This window comes from Aquitalea sp. (assembly GCF_030150775.1).
GTDB classification, from domain to species: Bacteria; Pseudomonadota; Gammaproteobacteria; order Burkholderiales; family Chromobacteriaceae; genus Aquitalea; species Aquitalea denitrificans.
Genome location: NZ_JASLFG010000057.1, coordinates 105177 through 129634 on the forward strand (window position 1 = coordinate 105177; position 24458 = coordinate 129634).

A 24458-nucleotide genomic window follows, 5' to 3' on the forward strand; every position below is an offset into this window, starting at 1 on the left:
GCGTGAGGCCAGCTGACAATCAATAGAGACTGAAACCATGAGCATTCTCAATATCGTACCGGGCCAACTGACGCTGGCCGACCTGCGCCGCGTTTCACGTGAAACCGGCCTCAAGCTGCAACTGGACGCATCCTGCCACGCCGGCATCGATGCCTCCGCCGCCACCGTAGCGCGCGTGCTGTCCGAAGGCCGCACCGCCTACGGCATCAACACCGGTTTTGGTCTGCTGGCCAATACCCGCATCGCCCCGGAAGAGCTGGAACTGCTGCAACGCTCCATCGTCCTGTCGCACGCTGCCGGTATCGGCGCGCCGATGGATGATTCCACCGTGCGTCTGGTAATGGCACTGAAAATCAACTCGCTGGCGCGTGGTTTCTCCGGCATCCGCCGTCAGGTGATCGAGGCGCTGGTGACGCTGTTCAACCACGGCATCTACCCGGTGATTCCGCAAAAGGGTTCGGTGGGCGCTTCCGGCGACCTGGCCCCGCTGTCGCACATGAGCGCAGTGCTGATCGGCGAGGGCGAAGCCTTCGTCAATGGCCAGCGCGTACATGGCCGTGAAGCCATGCAGGCTGCCGGTCTGCAGCCCATCACCCTAGCCCCGAAAGAAGGCCTGGCCCTGCTCAACGGCACGCAGGCCTCCACTGCCTTTGCCCTGGAAGGCCTGTTTGCCGCGGAAGACCTGTTTGCCTCCGCCGTGGTGGCGGGTTCCATGTCGGTGGAAGCGGCACAAGGCAGCCGCACCCCGTTTGATGCGCGCATCCACGCCGTGCGCGGCCATGCCGGCCAGATCGACGCCGCCAGCGCCTACCGCGCGCTGCTGGAACACAGCGAAATCGAACACTCGCACGAAAACTGCGGCAAGGTGCAGGACCCGTACAGCCTGCGCTGCCAGCCGCAGGTGATGGGTGCCTGCCTGACGCAGATCCGTCACTCCGCCAGCGTGCTGCAAGTGGAAGCCAACTCGGTATCGGACAACCCGCTGGTGTTTGCCGACGACAACGACATCCTGTCCGGCGGCAACTTCCACGCCGAGCCGGTGGCCTTTGCCGCCGACAATCTGGCGCTGGCCATTGCCGAAATCGGCTCGCTGTCCGAGCGCCGCATGGCACTGCTGATCGACAGCAACCTGTCCAAGCTGCCGCCCTTCCTGGTGAACAATGGCGGGGTGAACTCCGGCTTCATGATTGCCCAGGTCACCGGCGCGGCACTGGCCTCGGAAAACAAATCGCTGGCGCACCCGGCTTCGGTGGACAGCCTGCCGACCTCGGCCAACCAGGAAGACCACGTGTCGATGGCCACTTTCGCCGGCCGCCGTCTGCGTGACATGGCGGGTAACACCGCCGGCATTCTGGCGGTGGAGCTGCTGGCCGCCTGCCAGGGTGTGGACTTCCGCGCCCCGCACAAGGCCAGCGCCAAGCTGGAAGAAGCCAAGGCCGAACTGCGCGAACAAGTGAGCTTCTACGACAAGGACCGCTACTTCGCGCCGGACATCGAAAAGGCGGCCACCCTGGTAGCCAGCGGCAGTTACAACCGCTTTGTGGCTGCAGGTTTGCTGCCGTCCTTGTAAACGCCTTCCTGCACGCGATTCAGTAACCCGGTCAGGGTGACACATTGCCCGGCTACCTCACGGTAGCCGGGCTTTTTTGTATGCCACTGCTTGTTGCAAACCTGCCGACAATGCCAGATGTATGTATATACAAATGACTTTATTGTATATGCAAATAAACCAAACAGTAGCGAGGTCATCGTGAGCAGATCAGTCTTTTCAGCAGCCATCCAGCAAGTACAGCCCGAAATGACCGCCTTGCGTCAGCACTTGCATGCAAACCCCGAACTGGGCTACGCCGAATTGCAGACCAGTACGCTGATTGCCTCCAGGCTGGAGCAATGGGGATATCAAGTTGAACACGGTCTGGCAGGCACCGGGGTCGTCGGCACGCTCAAGCAAGGCGATGGCAACAAGATACTGGGGCTACGCGCCGATATGGATGCGCTGCCGATTCAGGAAGAAGCCGACCGCCCACATGCCAGCCGCCAGCCGGGGGTGATGCATGCCTGTGGACATGATGGCCACTGTGCGGCGTTGCTGGCCGCTGCCAGGCTGCTGTCGGCACCACATAGCTTCAATGGGACCTTGCGCCTGATATTCCAGCCGGCCGAAGAATGCCAGCAGTCTGGTGCCAAGGCCATGATTGAACAAGGCCTGTTTGAGCGTTTTCCCTGTGACGCCATCTTTGCCCTGCATAACTGGCCTGGCATTCCAGTGGGTCAGTTCGGCTTTCTGGAAGGTCCGCTGATGGCCTCCACTGATACCGTGCACATCCGCATTCACGGTCGTGGTGGCCACGGTGCCATGCCGCATCTGTCGGTCGACCCCATCCTGGCTGGTGCGGCCCTCACCTTGGCCTTGCAAAGTGTGGTGGCACGCAATGTCGACCCGCTGGATGTGGCGGTGATTACCGTGGGTTCGGTACATGCCGGCAGCCTGTCTTCGGTGATTCCCGATCAGCTGGAAATGGCGCTGACGGTCCGGGCCATGTGTCAGGGGGTGCGCGACATGCTGCTGGCGCGCATCACCCAGCTGGCACAGCAACAGGCGGCCAGCTTTGGTGCCAGTGCCGAAGTCACGGTGGATCCCTGCCACTTTCCTGTGCTGCTCAATCATGCCGAGCACACTGCTTTTGCCCGCCAGGTGGTGCTGGACTGGCTGGGGGAGCAGGGCATTTACAGCCAGGTCAAACCCCTGACCGGCAGCGAAGACTTTGCCTTCATGCTGCAACACTGTCCAGGCTGCTATCTGTTGTTGGGTAATGGCCCGTTGGAAGGCGGCTGCATGCTGCACAACCCGGCATACGACTTCAATGACCAGGCGCTGCCTTATGCCGCTGAATACTGGCAGCGTCTAGTTGTCGCCTATCTGCACTGATCTGCAGGCGCGCAAGCGCAATCCCAAGCAAAGAGAGGTCGGCAATGAATAGCGTGGCAAGCAGTGTCACTTCGCAGCGCCTGGTTTCCCGTCAGGCCAAGCAAAGACTGATCATTGGCAGCACCATAGGTAATGCGCTGGAGTTCTTCGATTTCACCGTATTCAGCTTTCTGATGCTGTTTCTGGGGCCGGTGTTTTTCCCGACAGCCAGTGAGTATGGCAAGTTGCTGCTGATCACCGCCACCTTTGGCGTCGGATTCCTGATGCGCCCGGTGGGCGGCATGCTGATTGGTTCTTATGCCGACCGCCATGGCCGCCGTGCTGCGCTCACCCTGACCCTAGTACTGATGGGGCTGGGCTGCGGCATACTGGCCGTGGTACCCAGCTATGCCCAGATCGGGGTGGCTGCGCCATGCATCGTGGTGCTGGCACGCTTGATACAGGGCTTTGCCGCCGGTGGAGAGGTTGGTGCCTCCACCACCTTGCTGGTGGAGCAGGCGGCACCGGCCCAGCGTGGCTATTACTCAAGCTGGCAGCCGGGTAGCCAGAACCTAGGGGTCATGCTGGGAGCCTTGGCGGTGATGGGACTGGTCGCCTGGTTGCCGGTGCAGGACATGGCAGAATGGGGGTGGCGCGTACCTTTCGTCATCGGCATGCTGACAGTGCCGGTAGGCCTGTATGTGCGGCGACATCTGGAGGAAAGCCTGATCCTGGCTCCGACACTGGAAGCGCAGCAGCAACTGGCCAGACAAGCAGCCAGCCAGCAGCCGCTGCGCATGCTGTTGCGACATTACCGTCGCCAGTTGCTGCTCAGCGTGCTGCTTTTGCTCAGCATCGTGGTGTGTACCCAGATCATTGCTTTTTACATGCCGTCCTTTGCCGCGCGTGAGTTGGGCTTGCCCACTGGCATGAGTCTGCTGGCCAGCGTGCTGGTGGGCGGGATTGGTTTCGTGCTGGCACCGTTTGTGGGCATGCTGGCAGACCGGGTAGGGCGCAAGCCAGTCATCCTGTGGTCGCGGTTGCTGATGCTGCTGGCCATCCTGCCTTGTTATCTGTTGCTGATCCATACACCTACGGTCGGCAACCTGCTGGTGGTGATCAGCCTGCTGTCGGTATTGTTGGTGATGCAGGTAGTGCCGGGCATCACCATGCTGCCCGAGCTGTTTCCCAAGGCGGTCAGGACGACCGGTATGTCGGTGGCGTATGGATTGGGCGTATCGGTGTTTGGTGGTTTTGCCCAGTTTTTTGTCACTTGGCTGATTCAACAGACTGCCAGCCCCTATGCGCCGGCCTGGACCATGATGGTGACGGTAGCCATTTCCAGCCTTGCCTTGTTGGGCATCCGCGACCGTACCGGCGAGGATATGGACCTGCCAACGCAGTCCTAACCGTGGCCAATACCAGGAGAAATCATGCAAAAAGCATCATCTTCCATCTGCCTGCCCGAAGAAACCATCCAAGCCTTTCAGCGTGATGGTGCAGTTTGTATCCGACAATTGTTCAGTCCGGCCGAGCTGGCTGTCTTGGCCGAAGGCATCGAGGCCAATCTGCAGCAGCCCAGCCCGCGCGCCAAGGTAGCCAGCCAGCCGGATGATCCTGGCTGGTTCTTTGAGGACTTCTGCAATTGGCAGCAAAACCCTGCCTACCGTGCGCTGATTTTCACGCCACGGTTGGGTCAGGTGGCGGCACAACTGATGTCCTCGCGCCAGGCTCGCTTGTATCACGATCATTTGCTGGTCAAAGAACCGAATACCCGGCAACAGACCCCTTGGCATCAGGACCAGCCTTATTACAATGTGGACGGCATGCAGAACTGCAGCATGTGGCTGCCTATTGATCCCATCCCACGCGCCGCCACGCTGGAGTTTGTCGCCGGTTCACACTGCGGCCCCTGGCTGATGCCGCGCAGTTTCATGGACAAGCAGGCCAAGTGGTTTCCCGAAGGCAGCTTGGTTGATCTACCGGACATCGAGGCCCAGCGTACCAGCCTACTCATCCTGGGCTGGGCGCTGGAGCCGGGCGATGCCGTGTTCTTCCACATGTTGACCCTGCATGCTGCGGCCGGTGTGGGTGCGCAGCGGCGACGGGTATTTTCGGTGCGTTTTCTGGGGGATGACATGCGCCATGCGCCACGTCCCTGGGTGACTTCGCCCGAGTTCCCGGGCTTGAGCGCCGATTTGCCTGCTGGCGCGCCGCTTGATCACCCGCTATTCCCGCTGTTGTTCCCGACCGAAGCCACTTGATGGCCAGGGCCTGCAGCCTGCTCACCGTGAGGTGAACGGGCTTTTGGGCTCGTGGGGATTTACAGCAGAACGTAGCCCAGCACGCCTGCCAGCAGCAGCGCGGGCAGGGAATACAAATGAAAACGCAGCCAGATGCCGCGCTCGCCCGCCATGCGCAGGGCAATCAGGTTGGCCAGCGAGCCCAGCACACAGCCAAAGCCACCTGCATTCACCGCATAGGCCAGCACCTTGTAGGCGCTGCTGTATTTCACCAGCAGGATGGTGGCGGGCACATTGCTGATCAGCTGCGAACCCAGCAGGGCGGTCAGGTACAGGCCGCCGCTACTCAGCCCGGCCACGGCATCGGTCCAGTGGCGCACCAGCGGCAGCTGGGTCAGCAGACGGATGTCGACAAACATCAGCATGAACACGGCAATCAGGCTCCAGTCCACCGCCAGCAGCAGGGCCGGACGCAACAGGGCAATACCGGCCAGCACTGCAGCCAGACCCCACAGGGCATGGCCGGATTCCAGCGCCACGATAAAGCCGATGTACAACAAGGCGCAGCTCCACAGCAGACCGGGCTGATAGCCGCTGGCGTCGTCGTGCAGTTCGGCATGAATGCGCTGACCGGGAAACGCCAGTGCCGTGGCCAGTAGCAGCAGCACCATGCTGCCCAGTGCCAGCGGGGCCATTTGCCAGGTAAACGCAGTAAAGGACTGGCCGGACAGCTGCCACAGCAAGATGTTCTGCGGGTTGCCGATCGGCGTGAGCAGCGAGCCGGCATTTACTGCCAGCGCTTCGAATATCACCAGCCGGCCAATGGGCAGCCCGGCAATGCCACGCAGGCTGAGGGTAAGCGGCACCACGATGAACAGCGCCACATCATTGGTGAGCACGGTGGACAGCAGGGCGGACATGCCCACCAGAAACAGCGCCAGCGTTCTTTCCCGCGCCAGCCGGTTGATGATGAGGCGGCCCAGATGGGCCAGATAGCCGCTTGCTTCCACGCCCTTGGTCAGCAACAGCAGGCCGGACAGGGTGGTGATGGTGGGCCAGTCTATCCAGCTGGCAAACTGGCTGCCTGCCTGTGGCTGGGGTAGCCACAGCAGCACCATCAGTATCAGCAATACATGCAGTAGCCGGTCGTGCAGGAAGGGGCGCAGCAGGCGGGAAAACAGCGAGTGGGGGTTAGGAGCGGACATGGCGGCAGCTTACGGGAAGGCTGCCGCCAGTATCAAGCGCCTTATGTGGCGGCTTCAGTCCTGTGTGCGCAGGTCGTCACGCTTGATGGCCATGCCCATGGCGATGATCCAGGGAATCAGCAGCCAGCCGCCCAGGACATTGATCAGGATGATGGTTTTCAGGCGTGGGCTTTTTACCAGCCAGGCGGTAATGGCGGGAATCAGGTAGGCCGGAATCATTACCAGCGCATCGCCCATCCACATGGCCGTGGTGACAAAGTCCGGCTGATTGTTGAAAGTGCCATACAGCCACAGCAGAAAAGCCAGTGCCAGCACGATGGCCAGCAGGCCCTTGATCAGATCGACAGGTTTCATGACATCCAGAAAAAAAGCAGACAAGTGCCAAGCGTAATCATGCCGGCCCGGCTTTGGCAAACCGCTTGGTCAAACAAGCTGCGGAATGTGGTTTATGCCGTGCCCAGCAACTGCTGGACACGTTGACGCAGGGCCGGTAGCACTTCGGCGGCAAACCATGGGTTGCGCTTTAGCCACAGGTTGTTGCGCGGGCTGGGGTGTGGCAAGGGCAGGATATGCGGCCAGCCGGCCTGCCAGTTGCGTACCGCCTGGGTGATGTTGCCGGCAGCCGGCAGATGCCAGGCCAGCGCATGCTGACCCAGCACCAGCGTCAGTTGCAGCTTGGGCAATTGCTGCAGCAGCTGAACGCGCCAGTGGGCGGCACACTCTGGCCGTGGTGGCAGATCGCCGTGCGGACCGGTGCCGGGATAGCAAAACCCCATGGGCAGAATGGCAAGCAGGGTGGGGTCGTAAAACTGTGTGGCATCCAGGCCCAGCCAGTCGCGCAGGCGCACGCCACTGGCATCGTCAAAGGGAATGCCGGTTGCATGTACCTTGCGGCCGGGGGCCTGGCCGGCAATCAGCAGCCGGGCTGCCGGATGCAGCTGCAGTACCGGACGTGGGCCGAGGGGTAACTGGTCGGCACATAGCCGACAGTGGCGAACCTGGTCTAGCAGCACGGTGTAGTCGGTCATCATGGCGGGCCGGTGAAGTTTCCTGGCCGTTTATGCGCCTGTCTGCCAGTGCAGGCAAGCCGTTTGTGTGGGGCCTTGCCCATCTTGTCAGTGCGACTTGCTGCCGCCTAGTTGGCTGATCAGCACGCTGGCCACGATCAGCGCCGCGCCACTGATGGCCATGATGCCCAGTTGCTCACCGGCGATTGCACCCACCAGTCCGGCCCAGACGGGTTCCATTGCATAGATGATGGTGGCCCGTGTGGCCGGTACGGTTTTCTGTGCCCAGTTCATGGCAATCTGGATGACAGCCGTGGCCAGGCCCATGCCCAACAGGCTGATGAGCAATACCGGGTGCGCTTGCGGCACGGCCTCGCCACTGGCCAGCCAGCCCAGTGCCGCCAGTAGCGACACGGTTAGCAGCTGTACCACTGCCACGCGACGCGGGTGGCACTGGCCGGCAAAGCGGCTCACCAGGCTGATTTCCAGCGCAATCATCGCGGCACCGGCCAGCGTCAGCCATTCACCGGCACCAAAGTTGAAATGCAAGCCGCGCGGGTCGGACAGCAGCACCAGCCCGGCGAAAGCCACGATGATGCCCAACCAGGCGGCCAGCCGCGGCCTATGGCGAAACAGCAGCAGCTGGAACAGCGGTACCAGTGGCACATACAGGCCGGTCAAAAAGGCTGACTTGCTGCTGGGAATCAGCTGCAAGCCAAGTGTTTGCAGGCTGTAGCTGCCAAACAGTACACAACCCACCAGGGTGCCGGTAAGCAGTTCGCGTCGGCTCAGGCCGTGCAGCTCACGCCAGCTCAGCAGCAGGGCAATCAAGCCTGCCACACCAAAACGCAGGCTGACAAAACCGAAAGGCCCGGCCCACTGCAATGCATGCTGCACCACCAGAAAGGTGAAGCCCCAGATCATGGTGACGCCGATCAGCACCAGGTCGGGCAGACGGGAGTGGTGTGGCGGCAGGCCGGCGGTGGCGGTCAGCGTGGTCATGGCGGAGTCTCGTTGCGGGTGGGGTTTCAGTGAAATATAATGCACAAATCATCGTCTGGGCAATATATTGCACATCGCCATGAGCAAGCAAGCAAACGGGTCACTGGAAGTGATGCAGAACGTGGCTGACAATCTGCGTCAGGCACGCATGCAGCAAGGCTACAGTCAGGAAGTGCTGGCCACGCGGGCGGGCATCAGCCGCCGCATGCTGGTGAATATCGAAGCCGGGGAAAGCAATGCCAGCATTGCCACGGTGGACAAGCTGGCCTCGGCATTGGGCCTGCGTTTTGTCGATGTGGTGCGCCCGCCGTCGCTAACGGACAAGGCCCAGGCTTTGCCGTTGCGCATCTGGCAGGGCGAACACGCCGACAGCCATGCCAGCCTGCTGGAGTCGGTGGCCATGCCGGGCATGGCACTGGAGCTGTGGCGCTGGCAGTTGGCGGCAGGTGACAGCTATCACGCCGAGGCCGACGCCCCCGGCTGCCAGGAGCTGCTGTATGTGCTGGAAGGCAGTCTGCAAGTACAACTGCTGCAGCAAAACCACATGCTGCAGGCCGGGCAGTCGTTGGGCTTTGCCTTGGATCAGCCATGTAGCTATCACAATCAGGGTGCCGAGCCCTGCACATTCACCAAGAGTGTCCTGATGGTGCCGCATCAGGATCAATGAAAAACGGCCCCGCAGGGCCGTTTGATCTTTGTGATGCGCGTACTTATTTGCTGATGGACTTGCCGTAGGTTTCGGCGGCAGTGCGCATTTTCGGCAGCAGGGTTTTTTCGGCCGAGGTCAGCATATTCTTCATGATGTTGTCGATCACCACCGGCTGCTGCTTCATCAGCTTCTGGCCGGCCGGTGTCTTGTAGAAGGCAACGATCTGCTGCATTTCGGCGGCGGAGAACTGCGCGCTATAGCTCTTCACCACTTCTTGTTCAAACTGCTTTTTCACTGCCGCGGAGTTGAAATAATCGGCTGCGGTCTTGTGCATGCCTTCGGCATAGGACTTGAAGCCGTCCTGAGCCTTCTTCTGCTGTTCCTGGCTCAGGTTGATCTTGTTCTTGACGAAGTATTCCTGCAGCAGCGGGCCGGCGGAGCCGGTGGTGCGGTTGGCCAGGTCATTCGGCATATTGTTCAGGCCGATCACCTGAGCCAGTTCCCGGGCCGCCGCATCCTGCGCTGCATCGGCATGAGCCAGCATGGGCAGGGTCAGGGCAAGGGCGGCAATGGCGGTCTTGATCGGGCTAGCAGCAAACATGAGACATCCTTTTCGGAAATGGCATCAGAGAACACAAGGCTGGCAGTGTGACACCGCCAGAGAGCGTGGTCAAAGCAGCTTTGATGACTTTCCGGCGCAGACAGTTCCCCAGCCGAGCATCAGGCGGCGATGCTGCCCCGGGCGCGAGCACGCTCCAGAAGGGGCGGCAACTGGGCCAGACCTTCTTCCCACTGGTGATGGCCTGACGCCACGTTGATATGGCCGGCCTCCCGCAGCCAGGTGAGCGGGCTTTGCCAGTAGCCGGCCATACGGGCGGCGCGCGCCGATTTGCAGAAAGGGTCGTTGTCGCTGGCCACCACACGGCTGGCAAAGGGCAGCGGCTGGCGTGGCAGCGGGGCAAACGGCATCAGTTCGCGCGGTACGAAGGGTCTTTCCACATCGGCTGGTGCCACCAGCAATGCTCCGGCAATCCTGTCCGGATGACGTCGCGCATAGTGGGCCACGGTAATGCAGCCCAGGCTGTGGGCAATCACGATGGCCGGACGGCGTGCCTGTGACAGTGCCTGATCCAGCCCGGCTAGCCAGCCCTCAAGATCGGGCTGTTCCCAGTTGGCATTCTCCACACGGATAGCCTGCAGACGCTGTTGCCAGTGGCTTTGCCAGTGATCGGCAGCACTGCCTCTCCAGCCAGGCTGGATGATGAAATCGAAGTCGTCGGCAATGGTGGTCATGAGCAAGCCCTCGGAAACGGATGGGGTCACTATAGGGTAAAATCAATATTGCAAAAAGTGATCAATAATTGTTTTTATATTCCAATATGAAATTTTCAGAGGCATGTATGACATGCCATTGCTTAGATTAATTTCGAATAACAGAATGAAAAACAATCATTTCTAGTGCTAAATAAATCCTGATTACAGTGTGCTCTATCAACAGAAGCCCATCGACTCAGGAGCCGCAACATGACGACTATCCGCACCAATCTGAAAGCGCTGGCAGCCGTGCTGCTGCTGGCCGTTACGCCGCTGAAGGCCGCCGAACTGCTGAACGTGTCCTATGATCCCACCCGCGAGCTGTATCAGGACGTGAACAAGGCTTTTGCCGAGCAGTGGAAGAAGAAAACCGGTGAAGAGCTCACCATCAAACAGTCGCACGGTGGTTCGGGCAAGCAGTCGCTGTCAATCCAGCATGGCCTGGCGGCGGATGTGGCCACGCTGGCACTGGCTTACGACATCGATGTGCTGGCCGATGAGGGCCTGCTGCCCAAAAACTGGCAGACCCGTCTGCCGGACAACAGCTCGCCGTATACCTCCACCATCGTGTTCCTGGTGAAGAAGGGAAACCCGAAGCACATCAAGGACTGGAATGACCTGGTGCGCAATGACGTGCAGGTGATCACCCCCAATCCGAAAACCTCCGGCGGCGCACGCTGGAACTACCTGGCCGCCTGGGGCTATGCGTTGAAGAAGAATGGTGGCAATGAAGCCAAGGCCCGTGCTTATGTGGCTGAGTTGTTCAAGCATGTGCCGGTGCTGGATTCCGGTGCGCGCGGTGCCACGCTTACCTTTACCCAGCGCGGCCTGGGTGATGTGCTGCTGGCCTGGGAAAACGAAGCTGTGCTGGCGGTAAAGGAAATGGGTCCGGACAAGTTCGACATCGTCACCCCGTCCATCTCGATTCTGGCCGAACCGCCGGTAGCCGTGGTGGACAAGGTGGTGGACAAGAAAGGCACCCGCAAGCAGGCCGAGGCCTATCTGAAGTTCCTCTACACCCCGGAAGGCCAGACCATTGCAGCAGAAAACTACTACCGCCCGCGTGACCCCAAGATTGCGGCCAAATACGCCAGCCAGTTCCCCAAGGTGAAGCTGTTCACCCTCAAGGACGTGTTTGGCGACTGGCGCAGCGCGCAGAAAAAACACTTTGCCGATGGCGGCGTGTTTGACCAGATCTACAGCAAGAACTGATTAACACCAGTCTTGCCTTCCATTCGCAGCAGGCCGCTTTCGTGCGGCCTGTTTTGCATTCCGTTTGTATCTGCCGCTTGTCACATGGCTGCGGTAGACTGCGCCACGCTCATTTCATCTGTTTCCCGGCATCCTCATGCAAGTATTTCACAGCCCGTATGGGGCTTTGCGTTATCACGATCTGCCCGGCAGCGGTGTTCCACTATTGTTTGTCCATGGCCTGGGGTGTGCTGCCTCCAGCGATTTTCCCCGCATAGCGGCCGATCCGGCCTTGGCCGGAAGACGGCGTTTGTTGCTGGACTTGCTGGGTGCCGGTTTTTCCGACCGGCCTGACGACTTTGCTTACACCATTGCCGCGCATGCCGAAACCGTGGCGGGCCTGATCGATCATCTTGGCCTGCCGCAGCTGGACATCGTCGGCCATAGTATGGGCGGGGCCGTGGCCATTGCAGCCAGCCGCCTGCGTCCGACACCGGTGACACGGCTGGTGTTGCTGGAACCGAATCTGGATGCCGGTGGCGGCGTGTTCAGCCGTACGTTGGCGGCCATGAGCGAACAAGAGTTTGTCAGTCGTGGCCAACGGCGCATGGCGCGGCTGGCCAGCCGCGAAGGCAGCCCGCTGTGGGCCGGTTCGCTGGCCGCCAGTCACGCACCGGCGGTGCACCGCGCGGCGGTATCGCTGGTTGAGGGTGTAGAACCCAGCTGGCGTAGCCAGTTATTGGCGCTCACCATGCCGCGCAGCGTGGTATTCGGCGCGCGCTCCTTGCCGCAGCCAGACCTGGACCGGCTGCCTGCAGATGGCGTGACGGTGCATGTGCTGGCCGATGCCGGCCATGCCATGAGTGAGGACAACCCTGCCGGCCTGGCCGCCCTGCTGGCCCGGATTCTGGAGTTCGGTTATGTGGCGTGAATGTTGCCGTTTATCTAGCACATTATTGCTGGCCGGCAGCCTGGCCCTGCCTGCGGCTGCGGCCACGGTGCCCGGCCCGCAGGATGTCAGCATTCCCTTGCCTGGGGCCGGCATCTTCGGCAGTACGCTGGACATGCCTGCACTGCTGTATCTGCCCGCGGGTCTTGGTCCGTTTCCGGTATTGCTGTTTTCCCATGGCCGCGCCGGCAGCACACAGCAGCGGCATCAGCTGAAGTACCCGCTGGGTCGCAGTCAGCTGGCTTACTGGCTGGGCAAGGGTTTTGCCGTCGTCGCACCGATACGTCCCGGCTATGGCAATACCGGCGGTGGCGATCCGGAATATCACAGCGCCCGCATGCTGGCAGCGGGGGTGTGCAGCAGCCATCCGGATTATCGCCAGACAGCCGCTGGCGGCAGCGTGGCCGTACAAGCAGCACTGCGCTGGATCAGCCAGCAGCCCTGGGGGGCGGGCCAGCCCATCGTGCTGGAGGGGCAGTCGGTTGGTGGTCTGCTGACGGTGGCTGTGGGGGCCAGTTCACCGCCGGGCGTGATCGGCTATATCAATTTTGCCGGTGGAGCCGGGGGCAATCCGGAAAAATCGCCCGGACAAAGCTGCGAGCCGCAAGCCCTGGCCGCTTTGTATGCCGATTTTGGCCGTCATACCACGCTGCCCAATCTGTGGATTTACGCAGTGAACGACCAGTACTGGGGGGCGGATGAGCCTGTCGCCTGGCACCAGGCTTTCGCTGCTGGCGGTAGCCCGACATATTTTGTCCATGCACCCGCCGTGGCGGATGGTGACGGCCACGGCCTGAGCCGACATGCGTCAGCATTGTGGGCGACTGAGGTAGATGCATTTTTACGCAGGCTGCCAGCATTGGCGCAGCGGTGGTCAAGTCCGCCTCCAGAGCGTTGAGCTGGCTGATGGTGCCCGCCTGCTGTGGTCTGAACCGGCTGATCTGCATCAAGTATTCATCATTCCGTGTGCCATGTATTTTCTGAGGTGGCGACGGCTTTTTCTTGCAGATCAAAAGCCTACGATTTTCATCAGGGCATAATGTATTTCATCGTCATTTTAAATGGTTAAATTAATGTAAATGGTATGGTAGCGTAGCCCATTTAATGGCTTGCAGCGGGGATGCGGCCATTGCCAATCAAGATGTGATGAATATTCGTGGAGAATTGTCGTGAAACAGAAAACAACTGCCCTGTTGCTGCTGGGCGTCTTGGCGGGCCTGACTGGCTGCGCGACCGAGAGCTCGCAATCCCTGGCCGTGGCACAGGTCAATAGCGTTGCCAAACCTTATACGGGTGTCCGCGCACCGATTTCCATCGGCAAGTTCGATAACCGGTCCAGTTATGCGCGCGGGCTGTTTTCTGATGGTGTTGACCGTTTGGGCAGCCAGGCCAAGACCATTCTGATTACCCATCTGCAGCAGACTGGCCGCTTTAATGTGCTGGATCGCGAAAATATGGCGGAAACCAAGCAGGAAGCCAGCATCAAGCAACAGGCGCAGAAGCTGAAGGGCGCTGATTACGTGATCACCGGCGATGTCACCGAATTTGGCCGCAAGGAAGTGGGCGATCAGCAACTGTTTGGCATTCTGGGCCGTGGCAAGCAACAGATTGCCTATGCCAAAGTGAATCTGAATATCGTCAACACTGCCACATCCGAAGTGGTGTATTCCACCCAGGGTGCCGGTGAGTACAGCCTGTCCAATCGTGAGGTCATCGGCTTTGGCGGCACCGCCAGCTATGATTCCACCCTGAATGGCAAGGTACTGGATCTGGCCATCCGCGAAGCGGTAAACCGCCTGACCGAAGCAGTGGATGCCGGTACCTGGCAACCGGCTCGTAACTAAGGCGGGGTGCTTGGTCATGACGATTTCCAAAGCATCACGCCGGGTCCTGCCGCTGCTGAGCCTTTGTCTGCTGGCGGCCTGTGTACAGGTACCCAAGACACTGTACCAGTGGGAAGGCTATCAACCGCAGGTGTATGAGCACTTCAAGGGCCAGAGCCCGCAACAGCAGATCACCGAGCTGGAAAAAGGTCTGGAGCGCATTGCTGCCAAGGGCAATGTTCCCCCGCCGGGCTACCGGGCGCATCTGGGCATGCTGTATGCCGAAACCGGGCGCGACGACCTGGCCTTGCAGCAGCTAGAGGCCGAGAAAGCCGCCTTTCCCGAGTCGGCAGCCTATATCGATTTCCTGCTGAAGAAATACCGGAAGTAAGGACCGACCATGCGACATTTTTTCCGATTGATCAGCTGCCTGGCCGTGGCAGCCCTGTTGTCTGCCTGCGCCGCCAGCCAGCCGCCAGCCAAGCGTGATTACACTGCGTACAAGGAAAGCAAGCCCAGAAGCATCCTGGTGCTGCCGCCCTTGAACAACTCGCCGGATGTCAACGCCAGCTACAGCGTACTGTCGGTGCTGACCTACCCGCTGGCTGAAGCCGGCTACTATGTACTGCCGGTGGCACTGGTGGACAGCACCTTCAAGCAGAACGGCCTGACCGTGGCCGGTGATATCCATCAAGTGGCACCGGCCAAGCTGCGTGACATCTTTGGTGCCGATGCGGGGCTGTATGTCACCATCAGCAAATACGGTTCCACCTACACCGTGCTGGACAGTGTCACCGTGGTGGCGGCTTCGGCCCGGTTGGTGGACCTGCGTACAGGTACCGAGCTGTGGAGCGGCAGTGCCAGTGCTTCCAGCGCCGAAAACCAGAACAATAACAATAACGGTGGCCTGGTGGGCATGCTGATTTCCGCGGCCATCAAGCAGATTGCCAACAACCTGAGCGACAGCGGCCATGATGTGGCTGGTATTACCAGCAATCGCTTGTTGTCGGCCGGTCATTACAATGGCTTGCTGTTCGGGCCGTACTCGCCGCACTACGGCACCGACTGATTGGAGCGCACATGAAAAAGCCGCCAGGGAATGGCTCCTCTGGCGGCTTTTTTCATGTGCAGGGAGAATCAGGGGTAGACAATACGCAGCAGATTGGTGGCACCCGGTGTCCCAAACGGCACACCGGCGATAATCACCATTGGCTTGCCCTGCTCAGCCAGTCCCAGCTTGGTGGCGCAGAAGGTGGTTTTCACCACCATGTCTTCCAGATTCTCTGCATCCGGGCCGTTATAGGCCACTACGCCCCATACCAGAGTCAGACGGCGGGCGGTGCTCAGCCGTGGCGAGATGCCCATGATGGGCGTATGCGGCCGTTCGCGTGCCAGCCGCAGGCAGGTGGAACCGGAGGTAGTGAAGGCGGCGGAGACGGTGACCGGCAGGATGGCGGCCACCTTGCGCACGCAGGCGGCAATGGCGTCGGCCTGTTCCGGGGCATCGGCGGCGCTGTAGTCCAGCGACATCACGCGGCGGTAGTCCGGTGCGCTTTCCACGCGACGGATCACCCGGTCCATGATTTGCACCGCTTCTATCGGGAAGGAGCCGGCGGCGGTTTCCGCCGACAGCATCACTGCATCGGCACCTTCATACACGGCGGTGGCCACGTCGTTGGCCTCGGCACGGGTGGGGGTGGGGGCGGTAATCATGGATTCCAGCATCTGGGTTGCCACAATCACCGGACGGCCCAGGTGGCGGCACTGGTGCACGATACGGCGCTGCACCACCGGCACGTCTTCCGGCGGCAGCTCCACGCCCAGGTCGCCGCGTGCCACCATCACCGCATCGGCCAGTTCGGCAATCTCGTCCAGCTGGTCCACGGCGGACGGTTTTTCAATCTTCACCACAATGCCCACGCTGCTGCCTATCATCTGGCGCAGTTCGCGCACATCTTCAGCTGTTTGCACAAAGGACAGCGCAATCCAGTCCGCTCCTTCCTGCAGGGCGAATTCGGCGTCCTTGCGGTCTTTCGGGGTAATGGCCGACAGCGGCAGGATGGTTTGCGGCAGGTTGAAACCCTTGCGGTCGGACAGCTCGCCGCCCACCACCACCGTGGTTTCAATCACCCGGTCCTGCACACGTTCCACGTGAAACGACAGCTTGCCGTCGTTCACCAGGATGTGATGGCCGTGTTCCAGCGCGGCAAAGGCTTCCGGGTGCGGCAGGGTGACCTGGCTGGCATCGCCGTCCACCAGGTCCAGCACAAAGCGGTAGGGCTGGCCGACGCGCACGGTGACAGGCCCTTGCGGGAAGGTGCCAATGCGCAGCTTGGGGCCTTGCAGGTCCACCAGCACGCCAATGGGGCGACCAAGCTCGGTTTCGGCGGCGCGGATGGCAGCCAGCCGGGCACGGTGATCGTCGTGGCTGCCATGACTCATGTTCAGACGGAATACGTTCACCCCGGCGCGGGCCAGCGCCAGGATTTGCTGCGGGGTGCTGGATGCCGGGCCCAGCGTGGCGAGAATCTTGGTATTGCGGAGCATGTACTTGTCCTTGTCGGTGCCGGTCTGCGCTGGCGGGGTGTTGTCGGGTGGACCTGATCAGTCGGCGGGTTGCCGACTCTGGTCTCTTGCTTTTCGCAACATGCTGCCACAACTGGAATGTAGTGGCTTTGCTACCTTGCAGGCACTTGGGCTGGGTGTTGCCACCTTGTCAGTTGGGAAAAAATCCGGGCGCGCTTTATGCGCGTTTTTCTTGCGCAGCCTGCCATTGGTGTTGTTATTTTGCCCCTCTATGCCGCAACGCTTGCTTGCTGCAAAGCAAGAAAAGCGCAAATCCTTGTAGTTCGGTACTTACAGACCATTCGCATTTACGATATCTTGCGCTGCAAAATGCGCTGGAACCGGCGATGGCGAGGTCGGATTTCAGACATGTACGAAAGTTTTATGCGTGCTGATTGACAGCTGAAGCGTGTTAACTAGAATTGGCCGAAAATAAAACGAACATCATAAATACAAAAAACAACATAACAAAGATTGCCAGCCCGCCCCGGCGTACCGCAGGGCTTGAGGCGATGCCGTCAAAACCAGTCAGCAAAAACGCTCGGCCAGCAACGGCCTTTGGATTGCCAAGGAGACATCTCACATGAAGAACCAGTTCATTCTGGCGCTGGATCAGGGCACGACCAGTTCGCGTGCCATTCTGTTCAACCAGGCCGGCGACATCGTATCGCTGGCGCAAAAGGAATTCCGCCAGATTTACCCGCAGCCGGGCTGGGTGGAACACGACCCGCAGGAAATCTGGGGCGGTCAGGCCGGTGTGGCTGCCGAAGCCGTGGCCAAGGCCGGTATCGACGGCCGCAGCATTGCCGCCATCGGTATCACCAACCAGCGCGAAACCACCATTGTGTGGGACCGCGAAACCGGCCTGCCGGTGTATAACGCCATCGTTTGGCAAGACCGCCGCACCGCCGCTTTCTGCGACCAGCTGAAAGAACGCGGCCTGGCCGACACCATCCGCAACAAGACCGGCCTGCTGGTGGATGCCTATTTCTCGGGCAGCAAGATCAAGTGGATTCTGGACAATGTGCCGGGCGCACGTGCCCGTGCCGAGGCCGGCAAGCTGGCCTTCGGCACCGTGGACAGCTGGCTGATCTGGAACTTCACCCACGGCAAGGTACACGTGACCGACGTGTCCAATGCCTCACGCACCATGCTGTACAACATCCACACGCTGGAGTGGGATGCCGAACTGTTGGACATCCTGAGCATTCCGGCCAGCATGCTGCCGGCAGTAAAAAGCTCCAGCGAAGTGTATGGCCACACCCATGCCGCCCATCTGGGGGTGGAAATCCCGATTGCCGGCGTAGCCGGTGACCAGCAGGCTGCCTTGTTCGGCCAGCAGTGCACCCGTCCGGGCATGGTGAAAAATACCTACGGCACCGGCTGCTTCATGATGATGAATACCGGTGAACAGCCGATTGAATCCACCAACAAGCTGCTGACCACCATTGCCTGGCAAGTGGATGGCAAGGTGCATTACGCGCTGGAAGGGTCCATTTTCATTGGTGGCGCGGTGGTGAAATGGCTGCGCGACGGCCTGGGCATCATCCGCCACTCGGCCGATGTCGGCCCGCTGGCGCAGGAAGTGGCCGACAGTGACGGCGTCTACCTGGTTCCGGCTTTTGCCGGCCTGGGTGCGCCGCACTGGAACCAGGATGCGCGCGGCACCATCGTCGGCGCCACGCTGGGAACCAAGGCCGCGCACATTGCCCGCGCTGCACTGGACAGCATTGCCTACCAGACCATGGACGTGCTCAAGGCCATGGAAGCCGATGCCGGCATGGCCATTGCCGAATTGCGCGTGGATGGCGGAGCCACCGTCAACGAACTGCTGATGCAGTTCCAGTCCGACATTCTCGGCGTGGACGTGGTACGGCCGAAAATTACCGAAACCACCGCGCTGGGCGCGGCCTATCTGGCTGGTCTGGCCGTGGGCTACTGGGCCGGGGTGGAGGACATCCAGGGCCAGTGGCAACTGGACCGCCGCTTCCGGCAAAGCATGGCCCCGGAACAGGTAGAGGCCAATGTCCGTGGCTGGGTGCGCGCCGTCAATGCCGCCAAGGCCTGGGCCGACGCCTGATGACCTTCCTGCACACAGCCGTCGCCATTCCTGTCACGGCCATGCCCGGGTCGTGCACAGGGGGCTTACTGCCAGCGGTCCGGCTGTGTGATTTCCTTGTGTGATGACGGACAGCAAGCCGGAGCCGGACGACAGCAAGATCGTCCCGCCCGGGCCTGCTGCCAGTAACTGACGCCATGAAAGAGCAGCCATCTGCCAGAGTAGCCGGTGGTAGCGGGAGTCATGGCGCGGAGACCCTGCATGAACCCTTTGTTTGGTGAATTTATCGGAACCGCCCTGCTGGTGTTGCTGGGCAATGGCGTGGTGGCCAATGTGCTGCTGAGCAATACCAAGGGCCATAACAGCGGCCTGATCGTGATTGCCTTTGGCTGGGCGATGGCGGTGTTTGTCGGTGTATTCAGCGTCGCGGCCATCAGTGGTGCGCACTTGAACCCTGCGGTTACCGTGGCGCTGGCGGTGGCCGGCAAGTTTGAATGGGCACGTGCTCCGGGTTACATCCTGGCGCAGATGCTGGGTGGCATGATGGGCGCGCTGCTGGTGTGGGTGATGTACCGCAAGCATTACGAGACCACCGACTGCGCCGATCTCAAGCTGGCCACCTTCTGCACCGGCCCGGCCATCCGCAGCCTGCCGGGCAATCTGTTGTCCGAGGTGCTGGCCACCTTTGTGCTGGTGTTTGCCATTCTCAGCATGGTGGCACCCAAGCTGTCGCTGGGCGCGATGGATGCCCTGCCGGTGGCCTTGCTGGTACTGGGTATCGGTGTGTCGCTGGGCGGCACCACCGGCTATGCAATGAGCCCGGCGCGCGATCTGGCCCCGCGCATCATGCATGCGCTGCTGCCCATTCCGGGCAAGGGTTCCAGCGACTGGGGCTATGCCTGGGTGCCGGTGGTCGGCTCCTTGCTGGGTGGCACGCTGGCAGCGCTTACCTATACCCATCTGTAAACCGATTTGCTCCTGGTCGCCCCGTGCTTGCGGGGCCGGCAAGCCACCTGCGGGTGGCTTTTTTTATGTGCATGTCGTGCTGGTGCGGCCGGCTGTGCATGGTTGGGCGGCCTGTGCTCGTGCTAGACAGGGTGGTGCTGTCTGGCTGGCAGATGGAAAACTAAACAAAGATCATTGTGGTCAATACGCACATTGCAGCGCACAAAACGAACGCAAACGAACATTTGATGTTGAATTTATATTCGCATGACTCTATGCTAACAAGCATCAACCAGCAAAATCCGCCTTCTTGCCCTGTAGTGACAGGCGCAGGCCGGATACAGACAAGACCGAGGATTGCACTGTGAAACTCTATGACCTGATGGTGATTGGCGGCGGCATCAATGGTGCAGGCATTGCCCGCGATGCGGCAGGCCGTGGCCTGTCCGTACTGCTGTGCGAAAAGGATGATCTGGCTTCGCACACCTCGTCGGCCAGTACCAAGCTGATACATGGCGGCCTGCGCTATCTGGAATATTATGAGTTTGGCCTAGTGCGCAAGGCGCTGCAGGAGCGCGAAGTGCTGCTCAAGGCTGCGCCGCACATCATTTGGCCGCTGCGTTTCGTGATGCCGCACGACAAGGCCCAGCGCCCGGAATGGATGATCCGCTGCGGCTTGTTTCTGTACGACCACCTGGCCCACCGCGAAGTACTGCCCGGCTCGGAAACCATCAGCTTTGCCAAGCACCCCTCCGGCGCACCGCTGAAAGCCGCGTTCAAGCGTGGTTTTGTCTATTCCGACGGCTGGGTTCAGGATGCCCGCCTGGTGGTGCTCAATGCCATGGCGGCAGCCGAACACGGCGCGCGCATTGTCACCCGCACCGCCTGTGTGGCAGCGCGGCGCGAAGGCGAGCACTGGCTATGCACCTTGCAACACGAAGATGGCCGTCAGGAACAGGTGAAGGCACGCGCCGTGGTGAATGCCGCCGGCCCCTGGGTGGAAAGTCTGCTGAAAGACACCTTGCAGCTGCCATCGCCCAAGTCCATCCGTTTGGTGAAAGGCAGCCACATCGTGGTGAAAAAGCTGTTTGATCACCCCTATGCCTATATTTTCCAGAACCCGGACAAGCGCATCATCTTTGCCATCCCGTACGAAAACGACTTCACCCTGATCGGCACCACCGATGTGGAATACCACGACGATCCGGGTACCGTGCAGATTGATGCCGACGAGGTGGACTACCTGTGCCGCATGAGCAACCGCTACTTCAACAGCCAGATTGGCCCGGACGATGTACTGAGCACCTACTCCGGCGTGCGCCCGCTGCTGGACGACGACGCCAGCAATGCCTCCAGTGTGACCCGCGATTATGCGCTGGAGCTGGACAGCAATGGCGCGCCGATGCTGTCGGTGTTTGGCGGCAAGATCACCACCTATCGCAAGCTGGCCGAAGAAGCCGTGGACCGGCTGGCCCCGCTGCTGGGCAATCACCAACCTACCTGGACGGCCGGTGTGCCGCTGCCGGGCGGCGACATGCCGAATGCCGATGCGACGGCTTTCCTTACCGTCAGCCAGCAGCGCCATCCCTGGCTGCCGGCAGCGCTGCTGCAACGCTATGTGAAAACCTATGGTACGCGCCTGAACACCCTGATCGGCAGCGCCCGCAGTCTGGCCGAGCTGGGCGCGGAAATCCTGCCGGGCGTGTACGAAGCAGAACTCAACTATCTGGTGGATCAGGAATGGGCGGTTAGCGCGGAAGACATCCTGTGGCGGCGCAGCAAGCTGCGTCTGCATCTGCCTGCCAATGCCGGCACGGTGCTGACAGACTGGCTGGCCGCTTACCGCCAGCGTGCGGTGCAGCCGGATAGCCCGGCAGTACACAGCGCCCAGCCGGGTTAAGCGTCACGATTTGTTGTGGTCGTATCTTGTTGTATCAGGGCTTGCGCCCATCTCCTCCCGTAGGCCCAGGCTGCTGACAAAGTGATTTGGTGCGATTGCAAAGGACCCGGCAAAGCCGGGCCTTTCGATTTACTGACTGATTCCGCAGCCTTTCTATCTATTCCCAATTCCCCCGCCCTTGCCCTGCAAGGGAGCCTCGCTTTCCTTGCAGAAAGCGAGAGTAATCTGTGGCCACCACCCTTGTTGGTGGGCTTTTTTTGCGTGACCCTTTACGCAGCCCCGCTCCGTGCCGCTACCATAGCGCCATGCCCCATCAAGACGACCTGCTGCTGGAGCTGCGCAGTTACCAGCAGGAAAGCCACCAGCATCAGCATGATTACCATCAGCTGGTGCTGCCGGCGCATGGCTGCCTGGAGCTGGATGTCGAGGGCCGTGGCGGCGTGGTGCAGGCCGGCCAGCTGGCGGTGATTGCCGCAGGTAACAGCCATGGCTTTGCTGCGCCCGGTGACAATGCCTTCGTGGTGGCCAATGTCCCGGCGGCATTGGCACCGCAACTGGCCAGCCTGCCTGCCTTTTTGCCGCTGGATGCCAGCTTGCTGGCTTATGTCGGGTTTTTACGTGCCGAGCTCTCCCGCCCGGCAGCGGCAGAACACAGCCGGCGGCAGATGCTGCTGTTGCTCACCCAGCTGCTGGCGGAACGTGCCGGTGCCGACAGCCGGCTGGACCGGCGCGTGGCCGCGGCCCGTGCGGTGCTGGATGCGCGCTTTGCCGAAGACATCAGCCTGGCACAGCTGGCGGCGGCGGCCCACCTGAGCGTGCGCCAGCTGTCGGAGCTGTTCCGCCGTCAGCTGGGCATGAGCCCCGGCCAGTACCAGCTGGAGCAGCGCATGCAGCATGGCTGGCTGTTGCTGGAGCAGGGCAGCTTGCCGGTGCAGCAGGTGGCCGAGCAGTGCGGCTATGCCAGCCTGTCCGCGTTCAGCGACCGCTTCCGCCGCCATTTCGGCGTTGCGCCCAGCCATTTTCGCCATCCGGCCAAATAAGCCCGCCGGACCGGCAAAGTCGCCGCGTGCCATCCTGCCTACACTGCGGTTTTGCTTGTCTGAGAGTGTTTCCCATGCTTACCCGTCACCAGGCTACCCTGATCGGCAGTCTGTCCATCATGCTGTGGGGCAGTCTTGCCCTGCTGACCCGGCTGACTGCCGGGGTGTTTCCACCATTCCAGCTGCTGGCCATGACCTTTGCGCTGGCCTTCGGCCTGATGCTGGCCAAATGGCTGCGCACCGGTCAGTCACCGCTTGGCTTTCTGCGTCAGCCGCCGCTAGCCTGGGCGTTGGGAGTGGGTGGCCTGTTTGCTTATCACTTTTGCTATTTTCTGGCCATGCGGCTGGCCCCGGCGGTGCAGGTCAGCCTGCTGGCCTATCTGTGGCCGCTGCTGATTCTGCTGTTTTCCGCCTTGCTGCCCGGCCATCGCCTGTCACGCTGGCATCTGTTGGGTGGCCTGCTGGCGCTAGGCGGCTGCTGGCTGTTGCTGGGCGGCGGGCTGGGCGGTTTTGCCAGCCAGTATCTGCCGGGCTATCTGATGGCGCTGTTGTGCGCGCTGATCTGGTCGCTGTATTCGGTGGCCAGCCGTCTGGTGGCACAGGTGCCGACCGATGCGGTGGGCTGGTTCTGTGCCGCAACTGCCGTGCTGGCGGCGCTGTGTCATCTGTATGGCGAAACCACGGTATGGATGGCACCGTGGACGGCTTGGCTGGGCGTGCTGGCGCTGGGGCTGGGGCCGGTGGGCATTGCCTTCTTCACCTGGGATATCGGCATGAAGCAGGGCAATCTGCCGCTGCTTGGCGTGCTGTCCTACGCAGCACCGCTGATCTCTACACTATTGCTGCTGGGCGCAGGTCTGGCCACGCCCAGCTGGAGCCTGTTGCTGTCCTGCCTTGCCATCATCGGCGGGGCGGCGCTGGCGGCGCGGGCTGGCTGAGACCGGTTTAGAGCCGCTCACAAAACCTCGTAGAGCACCCGAGTCAAGGCGCGCCGACGCAGACAGTACAGTGAGTACGGCAAGTCGGCGCAACGCAGAATCGGGGGTTTTGTGAGCGGGTCTTAGTGACCCGCCGCCTTCCACGCTTCCAGCGCCTTCAGCGTATTGCTGACGTGCTGGTCGGGGGCCATGGCGTTATAGCTGTACCACACCTTGTGATCCGGGGTGATCACGTAGGAAATGCGGCTGGCGTAGCTGGTGCCGGGAATCATCACCGCGTCGTAGGCTTTCATGATTTTGCGATCCCCGTCCGCCGCCACCGGAAACTTGCTGCGGCATTCGGACACGGAAAAGCGTTGCAGCTTTTCGATGTCATCGCCGGATACGCCAATCACCGTGGCCCCCAGCGCCTTGAACTTGTCGGTGGCTTCGGCAAACAGGTGGGCTTCCACGGTACAGCCGCTGGTAAAGGCCGCCGGATAGAAATACAGCACCACCGGGCCGTGGCTCAGCGCCTCGTTCAGCGAGTACTGAAAGCGCTTGCCGCCCAGCGAGGCTTCGGTGTTGAAGTCCGGTGCGGCGGCACCCTTGGCCAGTTCGGCCTGGGCAGTGGCGGCCAGCAGCAGGGCAGACAGGCCGATGGACAGGGTGTGGCGGGTGAATGCGGACATGCATGACTCCTTGGAAGCAGTTAACGAGCGGTGATACTCGGGCGATCCT

At 61.1% G+C, this 24458-nt stretch carries 25 protein-coding genes; 17 read left to right on the top strand and 8 right to left on the bottom strand.

Going from position 1 to position 24458, the window contains the following annotated elements; all coding sequences use genetic code 11:
• The first annotated feature begins 37 nt into the window (after window positions 1-37).
• The 4 genes from hutH to QVF59_RS19605 all read left to right on the top strand — a co-directional run bounded on the left by hutH (window position 38) and on the right by QVF59_RS19605 (window position 5172).
• A complete protein-coding gene (gene hutH / locus QVF59_RS19590) occupies window positions 38-1570 on the top strand; it encodes a histidine ammonia-lyase (protein ID WP_287882070.1) in 1533 nt (510 codons plus the stop codon).
• A gap of 180 nt (window positions 1571-1750) precedes the next feature.
• Window positions 1751-2929, top strand: a complete 1179-nt coding sequence (locus QVF59_RS19595; RefSeq protein WP_287882072.1) for a M20 aminoacylase family protein — start codon at window positions 1751-1753, stop codon at window positions 2927-2929.
• A gap of 44 nt (window positions 2930-2973) precedes the next feature.
• Window positions 2974-4317, top strand: a complete 1344-nt coding sequence (locus QVF59_RS19600; RefSeq protein ID WP_287882074.1) for an MFS transporter — start codon at window positions 2974-2976, stop codon at window positions 4315-4317.
• Between the two features lie 24 nt (window positions 4318-4341).
• A complete protein-coding gene (locus tag QVF59_RS19605; RefSeq protein WP_287882076.1) occupies window positions 4342-5172 on the top strand; it encodes a phytanoyl-CoA dioxygenase family protein in 831 nt (276 codons plus the stop codon).
• 59 nt (window positions 5173-5231) lie between these two features.
• Here QVF59_RS19605 and QVF59_RS19610 read toward each other — a convergent pair whose 3' ends face one another.
• The 4 genes from QVF59_RS19610 to QVF59_RS19625 form a co-directional block, all read right to left on the bottom strand.
• Window positions 5232-6356 (bottom strand): SLC13 family permease, encoded by a 1125-nt coding sequence (locus QVF59_RS19610; RefSeq protein WP_287882078.1) that lies wholly within the window; start codon window positions 6354-6356, stop codon window positions 5232-5234.
• Between the two features lie 54 nt (window positions 6357-6410).
• The gene (locus tag QVF59_RS19615) at window positions 6411-6710 is read right to left on the bottom strand and encodes a superinfection immunity protein (protein WP_159880587.1); all 300 of its coding nucleotides are present in this window, start codon (window positions 6708-6710) and stop codon (window positions 6411-6413) included.
• Window positions 6711-6802: 92 nt separating this feature from the next.
• Window positions 6803-7387 (bottom strand): uracil-DNA glycosylase family protein, encoded by a 585-nt coding sequence (locus QVF59_RS19620; protein ID WP_353851356.1) that lies wholly within the window; start codon window positions 7385-7387, stop codon window positions 6803-6805.
• Between the two features lie 84 nt (window positions 7388-7471).
• Entirely contained in the window at window positions 7472-8365 is an 894-nt protein-coding gene (locus tag QVF59_RS19625) for a DMT family transporter (protein ID WP_287882080.1), read from the bottom strand.
• Between the two features lie 79 nt (window positions 8366-8444).
• Between QVF59_RS19625 and QVF59_RS19630 the strand changes: the two genes are divergently transcribed.
• Window positions 8445-9032, top strand: a complete 588-nt coding sequence (locus QVF59_RS19630; RefSeq protein ID WP_287882082.1) for a helix-turn-helix domain-containing protein — start codon at window positions 8445-8447, stop codon at window positions 9030-9032.
• A gap of 43 nt (window positions 9033-9075) precedes the next feature.
• Here QVF59_RS19630 and QVF59_RS19635 read toward each other — a convergent pair whose 3' ends face one another.
• Both QVF59_RS19635 and QVF59_RS19640 read right to left on the bottom strand, forming a co-directional pair.
• Window positions 9076-9615 (bottom strand): DUF2059 domain-containing protein, encoded by a 540-nt coding sequence (locus QVF59_RS19635; protein ID WP_159880590.1) that lies wholly within the window; start codon window positions 9613-9615, stop codon window positions 9076-9078.
• A 119-nt stretch (window positions 9616-9734) separates the two neighbouring features.
• Window positions 9735-10307, bottom strand: a complete 573-nt coding sequence (locus QVF59_RS19640; RefSeq protein ID WP_287882084.1) for an RBBP9/YdeN family alpha/beta hydrolase — start codon at window positions 10305-10307, stop codon at window positions 9735-9737.
• A 231-nt stretch (window positions 10308-10538) separates the two neighbouring features.
• Between QVF59_RS19640 and QVF59_RS19645 the strand changes: the two genes are divergently transcribed.
• The 6 genes from QVF59_RS19645 (at window position 10539) to QVF59_RS19670 (ending at window position 15360) form a co-directional block, all read left to right on the top strand.
• Entirely contained in the window at window positions 10539-11540 is a 1002-nt protein-coding gene (locus tag QVF59_RS19645) for a sulfate ABC transporter substrate-binding protein (protein ID WP_159880592.1), read from the top strand.
• 136 nt (window positions 11541-11676) lie between these two features.
• The gene (locus QVF59_RS19650) at window positions 11677-12450 is read left to right on the top strand and encodes an alpha/beta fold hydrolase (protein WP_287882088.1); all 774 of its coding nucleotides are present in this window, start codon (window positions 11677-11679) and stop codon (window positions 12448-12450) included.
• Window positions 12440-13366, top strand: a complete 927-nt coding sequence (locus QVF59_RS19655; protein ID WP_287882090.1) for an alpha/beta hydrolase family protein — start codon at window positions 12440-12442, stop codon at window positions 13364-13366. The genes QVF59_RS19650 and QVF59_RS19655 overlap by 11 nt, the downstream gene beginning before the upstream one ends.
• Before the next feature lie 271 nt (window positions 13367-13637).
• Window positions 13638-14312: a CsgG/HfaB family protein gene (locus tag QVF59_RS19660; RefSeq protein ID WP_287882092.1), complete on the top strand. Its 675-nt coding sequence runs from the start codon at window positions 13638-13640 to the stop codon at window positions 14310-14312.
• Between the two features lie 16 nt (window positions 14313-14328).
• Entirely contained in the window at window positions 14329-14682 is a 354-nt protein-coding gene (locus QVF59_RS19665) for a DUF4810 domain-containing protein (RefSeq protein WP_287882094.1), read from the top strand.
• 9 nt (window positions 14683-14691) lie between these two features.
• The gene (locus QVF59_RS19670; protein WP_287882096.1) at window positions 14692-15360 is read left to right on the top strand and encodes a DUF799 domain-containing protein; all 669 of its coding nucleotides are present in this window, start codon (window positions 14692-14694) and stop codon (window positions 15358-15360) included.
• Between the two features lie 68 nt (window positions 15361-15428).
• Here QVF59_RS19670 and pyk read toward each other — a convergent pair whose 3' ends face one another.
• On the bottom strand, window positions 15429-16838 hold the full coding sequence (pyk, locus tag QVF59_RS19675) for a pyruvate kinase (protein WP_287882098.1): 1410 nt from the start codon (window positions 16836-16838) through the stop codon (window positions 15429-15431).
• 100 nt (window positions 16839-16938) lie between these two features.
• On the opposite strand from pyk, the gene QVF59_RS19680 reads away from it, so the two are divergent.
• The 6 genes from QVF59_RS19680 to yddG all read left to right on the top strand — a co-directional run bounded on the left by QVF59_RS19680 (window position 16939) and on the right by yddG (window position 23738).
• Window positions 16939-17139: a hypothetical protein gene (locus QVF59_RS19680; RefSeq protein ID WP_159880598.1), complete on the top strand. Its 201-nt coding sequence runs from the start codon at window positions 16939-16941 to the stop codon at window positions 17137-17139.
• 300 nt (window positions 17140-17439) lie between these two features.
• On the top strand, window positions 17440-18936 hold the full coding sequence (gene glpK / locus QVF59_RS19685; protein ID WP_287882100.1) for a glycerol kinase GlpK: 1497 nt from the start codon (window positions 17440-17442) through the stop codon (window positions 18934-18936).
• Between the two features lie 240 nt (window positions 18937-19176).
• Window positions 19177-19881: an MIP/aquaporin family protein gene (locus QVF59_RS19690; protein WP_045845980.1), complete on the top strand. Its 705-nt coding sequence runs from the start codon at window positions 19177-19179 to the stop codon at window positions 19879-19881.
• 343 nt (window positions 19882-20224) lie between these two features.
• Window positions 20225-21760 (top strand): glycerol-3-phosphate dehydrogenase, encoded by a 1536-nt coding sequence (glpD, locus tag QVF59_RS19695; protein ID WP_287882104.1) that lies wholly within the window; start codon window positions 20225-20227, stop codon window positions 21758-21760.
• 305 nt (window positions 21761-22065) lie between these two features.
• Window positions 22066-22800, top strand: coding sequence for a helix-turn-helix transcriptional regulator (locus QVF59_RS19700; protein WP_287882105.1), 735 nt, complete (start codon window positions 22066-22068; stop codon window positions 22798-22800).
• Between the two features lie 74 nt (window positions 22801-22874).
• On the top strand, window positions 22875-23738 hold the full coding sequence (gene yddG / locus QVF59_RS19705; RefSeq protein ID WP_287882106.1) for an aromatic amino acid exporter YddG: 864 nt from the start codon (window positions 22875-22877) through the stop codon (window positions 23736-23738).
• Between the two features lie 122 nt (window positions 23739-23860).
• Here the strand turns inward: yddG and QVF59_RS19710 are convergent, their stop codons facing one another.
• Window positions 23861-24409 carry a peroxiredoxin gene (locus tag QVF59_RS19710; RefSeq protein WP_287882108.1) on the bottom strand — a complete coding sequence of 183 codons (549 nt, stop codon included), beginning with the start codon at window positions 24407-24409 and terminating at the stop codon, window positions 23861-23863.
• Window positions 24410-24458: the final 49 nt, after the last annotated feature.

Coding starts and splice junctions, on each gene's coding strand:
- QVF59_RS19700 (WP_287882105.1), top strand. CDS start 22,066: ATGCCCCATCAAGACGACCTGCTGCTGGAGCTGCGCAGTTACCAGCAG.
- QVF59_RS19670 (WP_287882096.1), top strand. CDS start 14,692: ATGCGACATTTTTTCCGATTGATCAGCTGCCTGGCCGTGGCAGCCCTG.
- QVF59_RS19680 (WP_159880598.1), top strand. CDS start 16,939: ATGCTGCCACAACTGGAATGTAGTGGCTTTGCTACCTTGCAGGCACTT.
- QVF59_RS19690 (WP_045845980.1), top strand. CDS start 19,177: ATGAACCCTTTGTTTGGTGAATTTATCGGAACCGCCCTGCTGGTGTTG.
- QVF59_RS19665 (WP_287882094.1), top strand. CDS start 14,329: ATGACGATTTCCAAAGCATCACGCCGGGTCCTGCCGCTGCTGAGCCTT.
- QVF59_RS19620 (WP_353851356.1), bottom strand. CDS start 7,387: ATGATGACCGACTACACCGTGCTGCTAGACCAGGTTCGCCACTGTCGG.
- hutH (WP_287882070.1), top strand. CDS start 38: ATGAGCATTCTCAATATCGTACCGGGCCAACTGACGCTGGCCGACCTG.
- QVF59_RS19655 (WP_287882090.1), top strand. CDS start 12,440: ATGTGGCGTGAATGTTGCCGTTTATCTAGCACATTATTGCTGGCCGGC.
- QVF59_RS19710 (WP_287882108.1), bottom strand. CDS start 24,409: ATGTCCGCATTCACCCGCCACACCCTGTCCATCGGCCTGTCTGCCCTG.
- QVF59_RS19635 (WP_159880590.1), bottom strand. CDS start 9,615: ATGTTTGCTGCTAGCCCGATCAAGACCGCCATTGCCGCCCTTGCCCTG.
- QVF59_RS19645 (WP_159880592.1), top strand. CDS start 10,539: ATGACGACTATCCGCACCAATCTGAAAGCGCTGGCAGCCGTGCTGCTG.
- QVF59_RS19625 (WP_287882080.1), bottom strand. CDS start 8,365: ATGACCACGCTGACCGCCACCGCCGGCCTGCCGCCACACCACTCCCGT.
- QVF59_RS19605 (WP_287882076.1), top strand. CDS start 4,342: ATGCAAAAAGCATCATCTTCCATCTGCCTGCCCGAAGAAACCATCCAA.
- QVF59_RS19615 (WP_159880587.1), bottom strand. CDS start 6,710: ATGAAACCTGTCGATCTGATCAAGGGCCTGCTGGCCATCGTGCTGGCA.
- QVF59_RS19600 (WP_287882074.1), top strand. CDS start 2,974: ATGAATAGCGTGGCAAGCAGTGTCACTTCGCAGCGCCTGGTTTCCCGT.
- QVF59_RS19610 (WP_287882078.1), bottom strand. CDS start 6,356: ATGTCCGCTCCTAACCCCCACTCGCTGTTTTCCCGCCTGCTGCGCCCC.
- QVF59_RS19640 (WP_287882084.1), bottom strand. CDS start 10,307: ATGACCACCATTGCCGACGACTTCGATTTCATCATCCAGCCTGGCTGG.
- QVF59_RS19650 (WP_287882088.1), top strand. CDS start 11,677: ATGCAAGTATTTCACAGCCCGTATGGGGCTTTGCGTTATCACGATCTG.
- pyk (WP_287882098.1), bottom strand. CDS start 16,838: ATGCTCCGCAATACCAAGATTCTCGCCACGCTGGGCCCGGCATCCAGC.
- QVF59_RS19630 (WP_287882082.1), top strand. CDS start 8,445: ATGAGCAAGCAAGCAAACGGGTCACTGGAAGTGATGCAGAACGTGGCT.
- yddG (WP_287882106.1), top strand. CDS start 22,875: ATGCTTACCCGTCACCAGGCTACCCTGATCGGCAGTCTGTCCATCATG.
- glpK (WP_287882100.1), top strand. CDS start 17,440: ATGAAGAACCAGTTCATTCTGGCGCTGGATCAGGGCACGACCAGTTCG.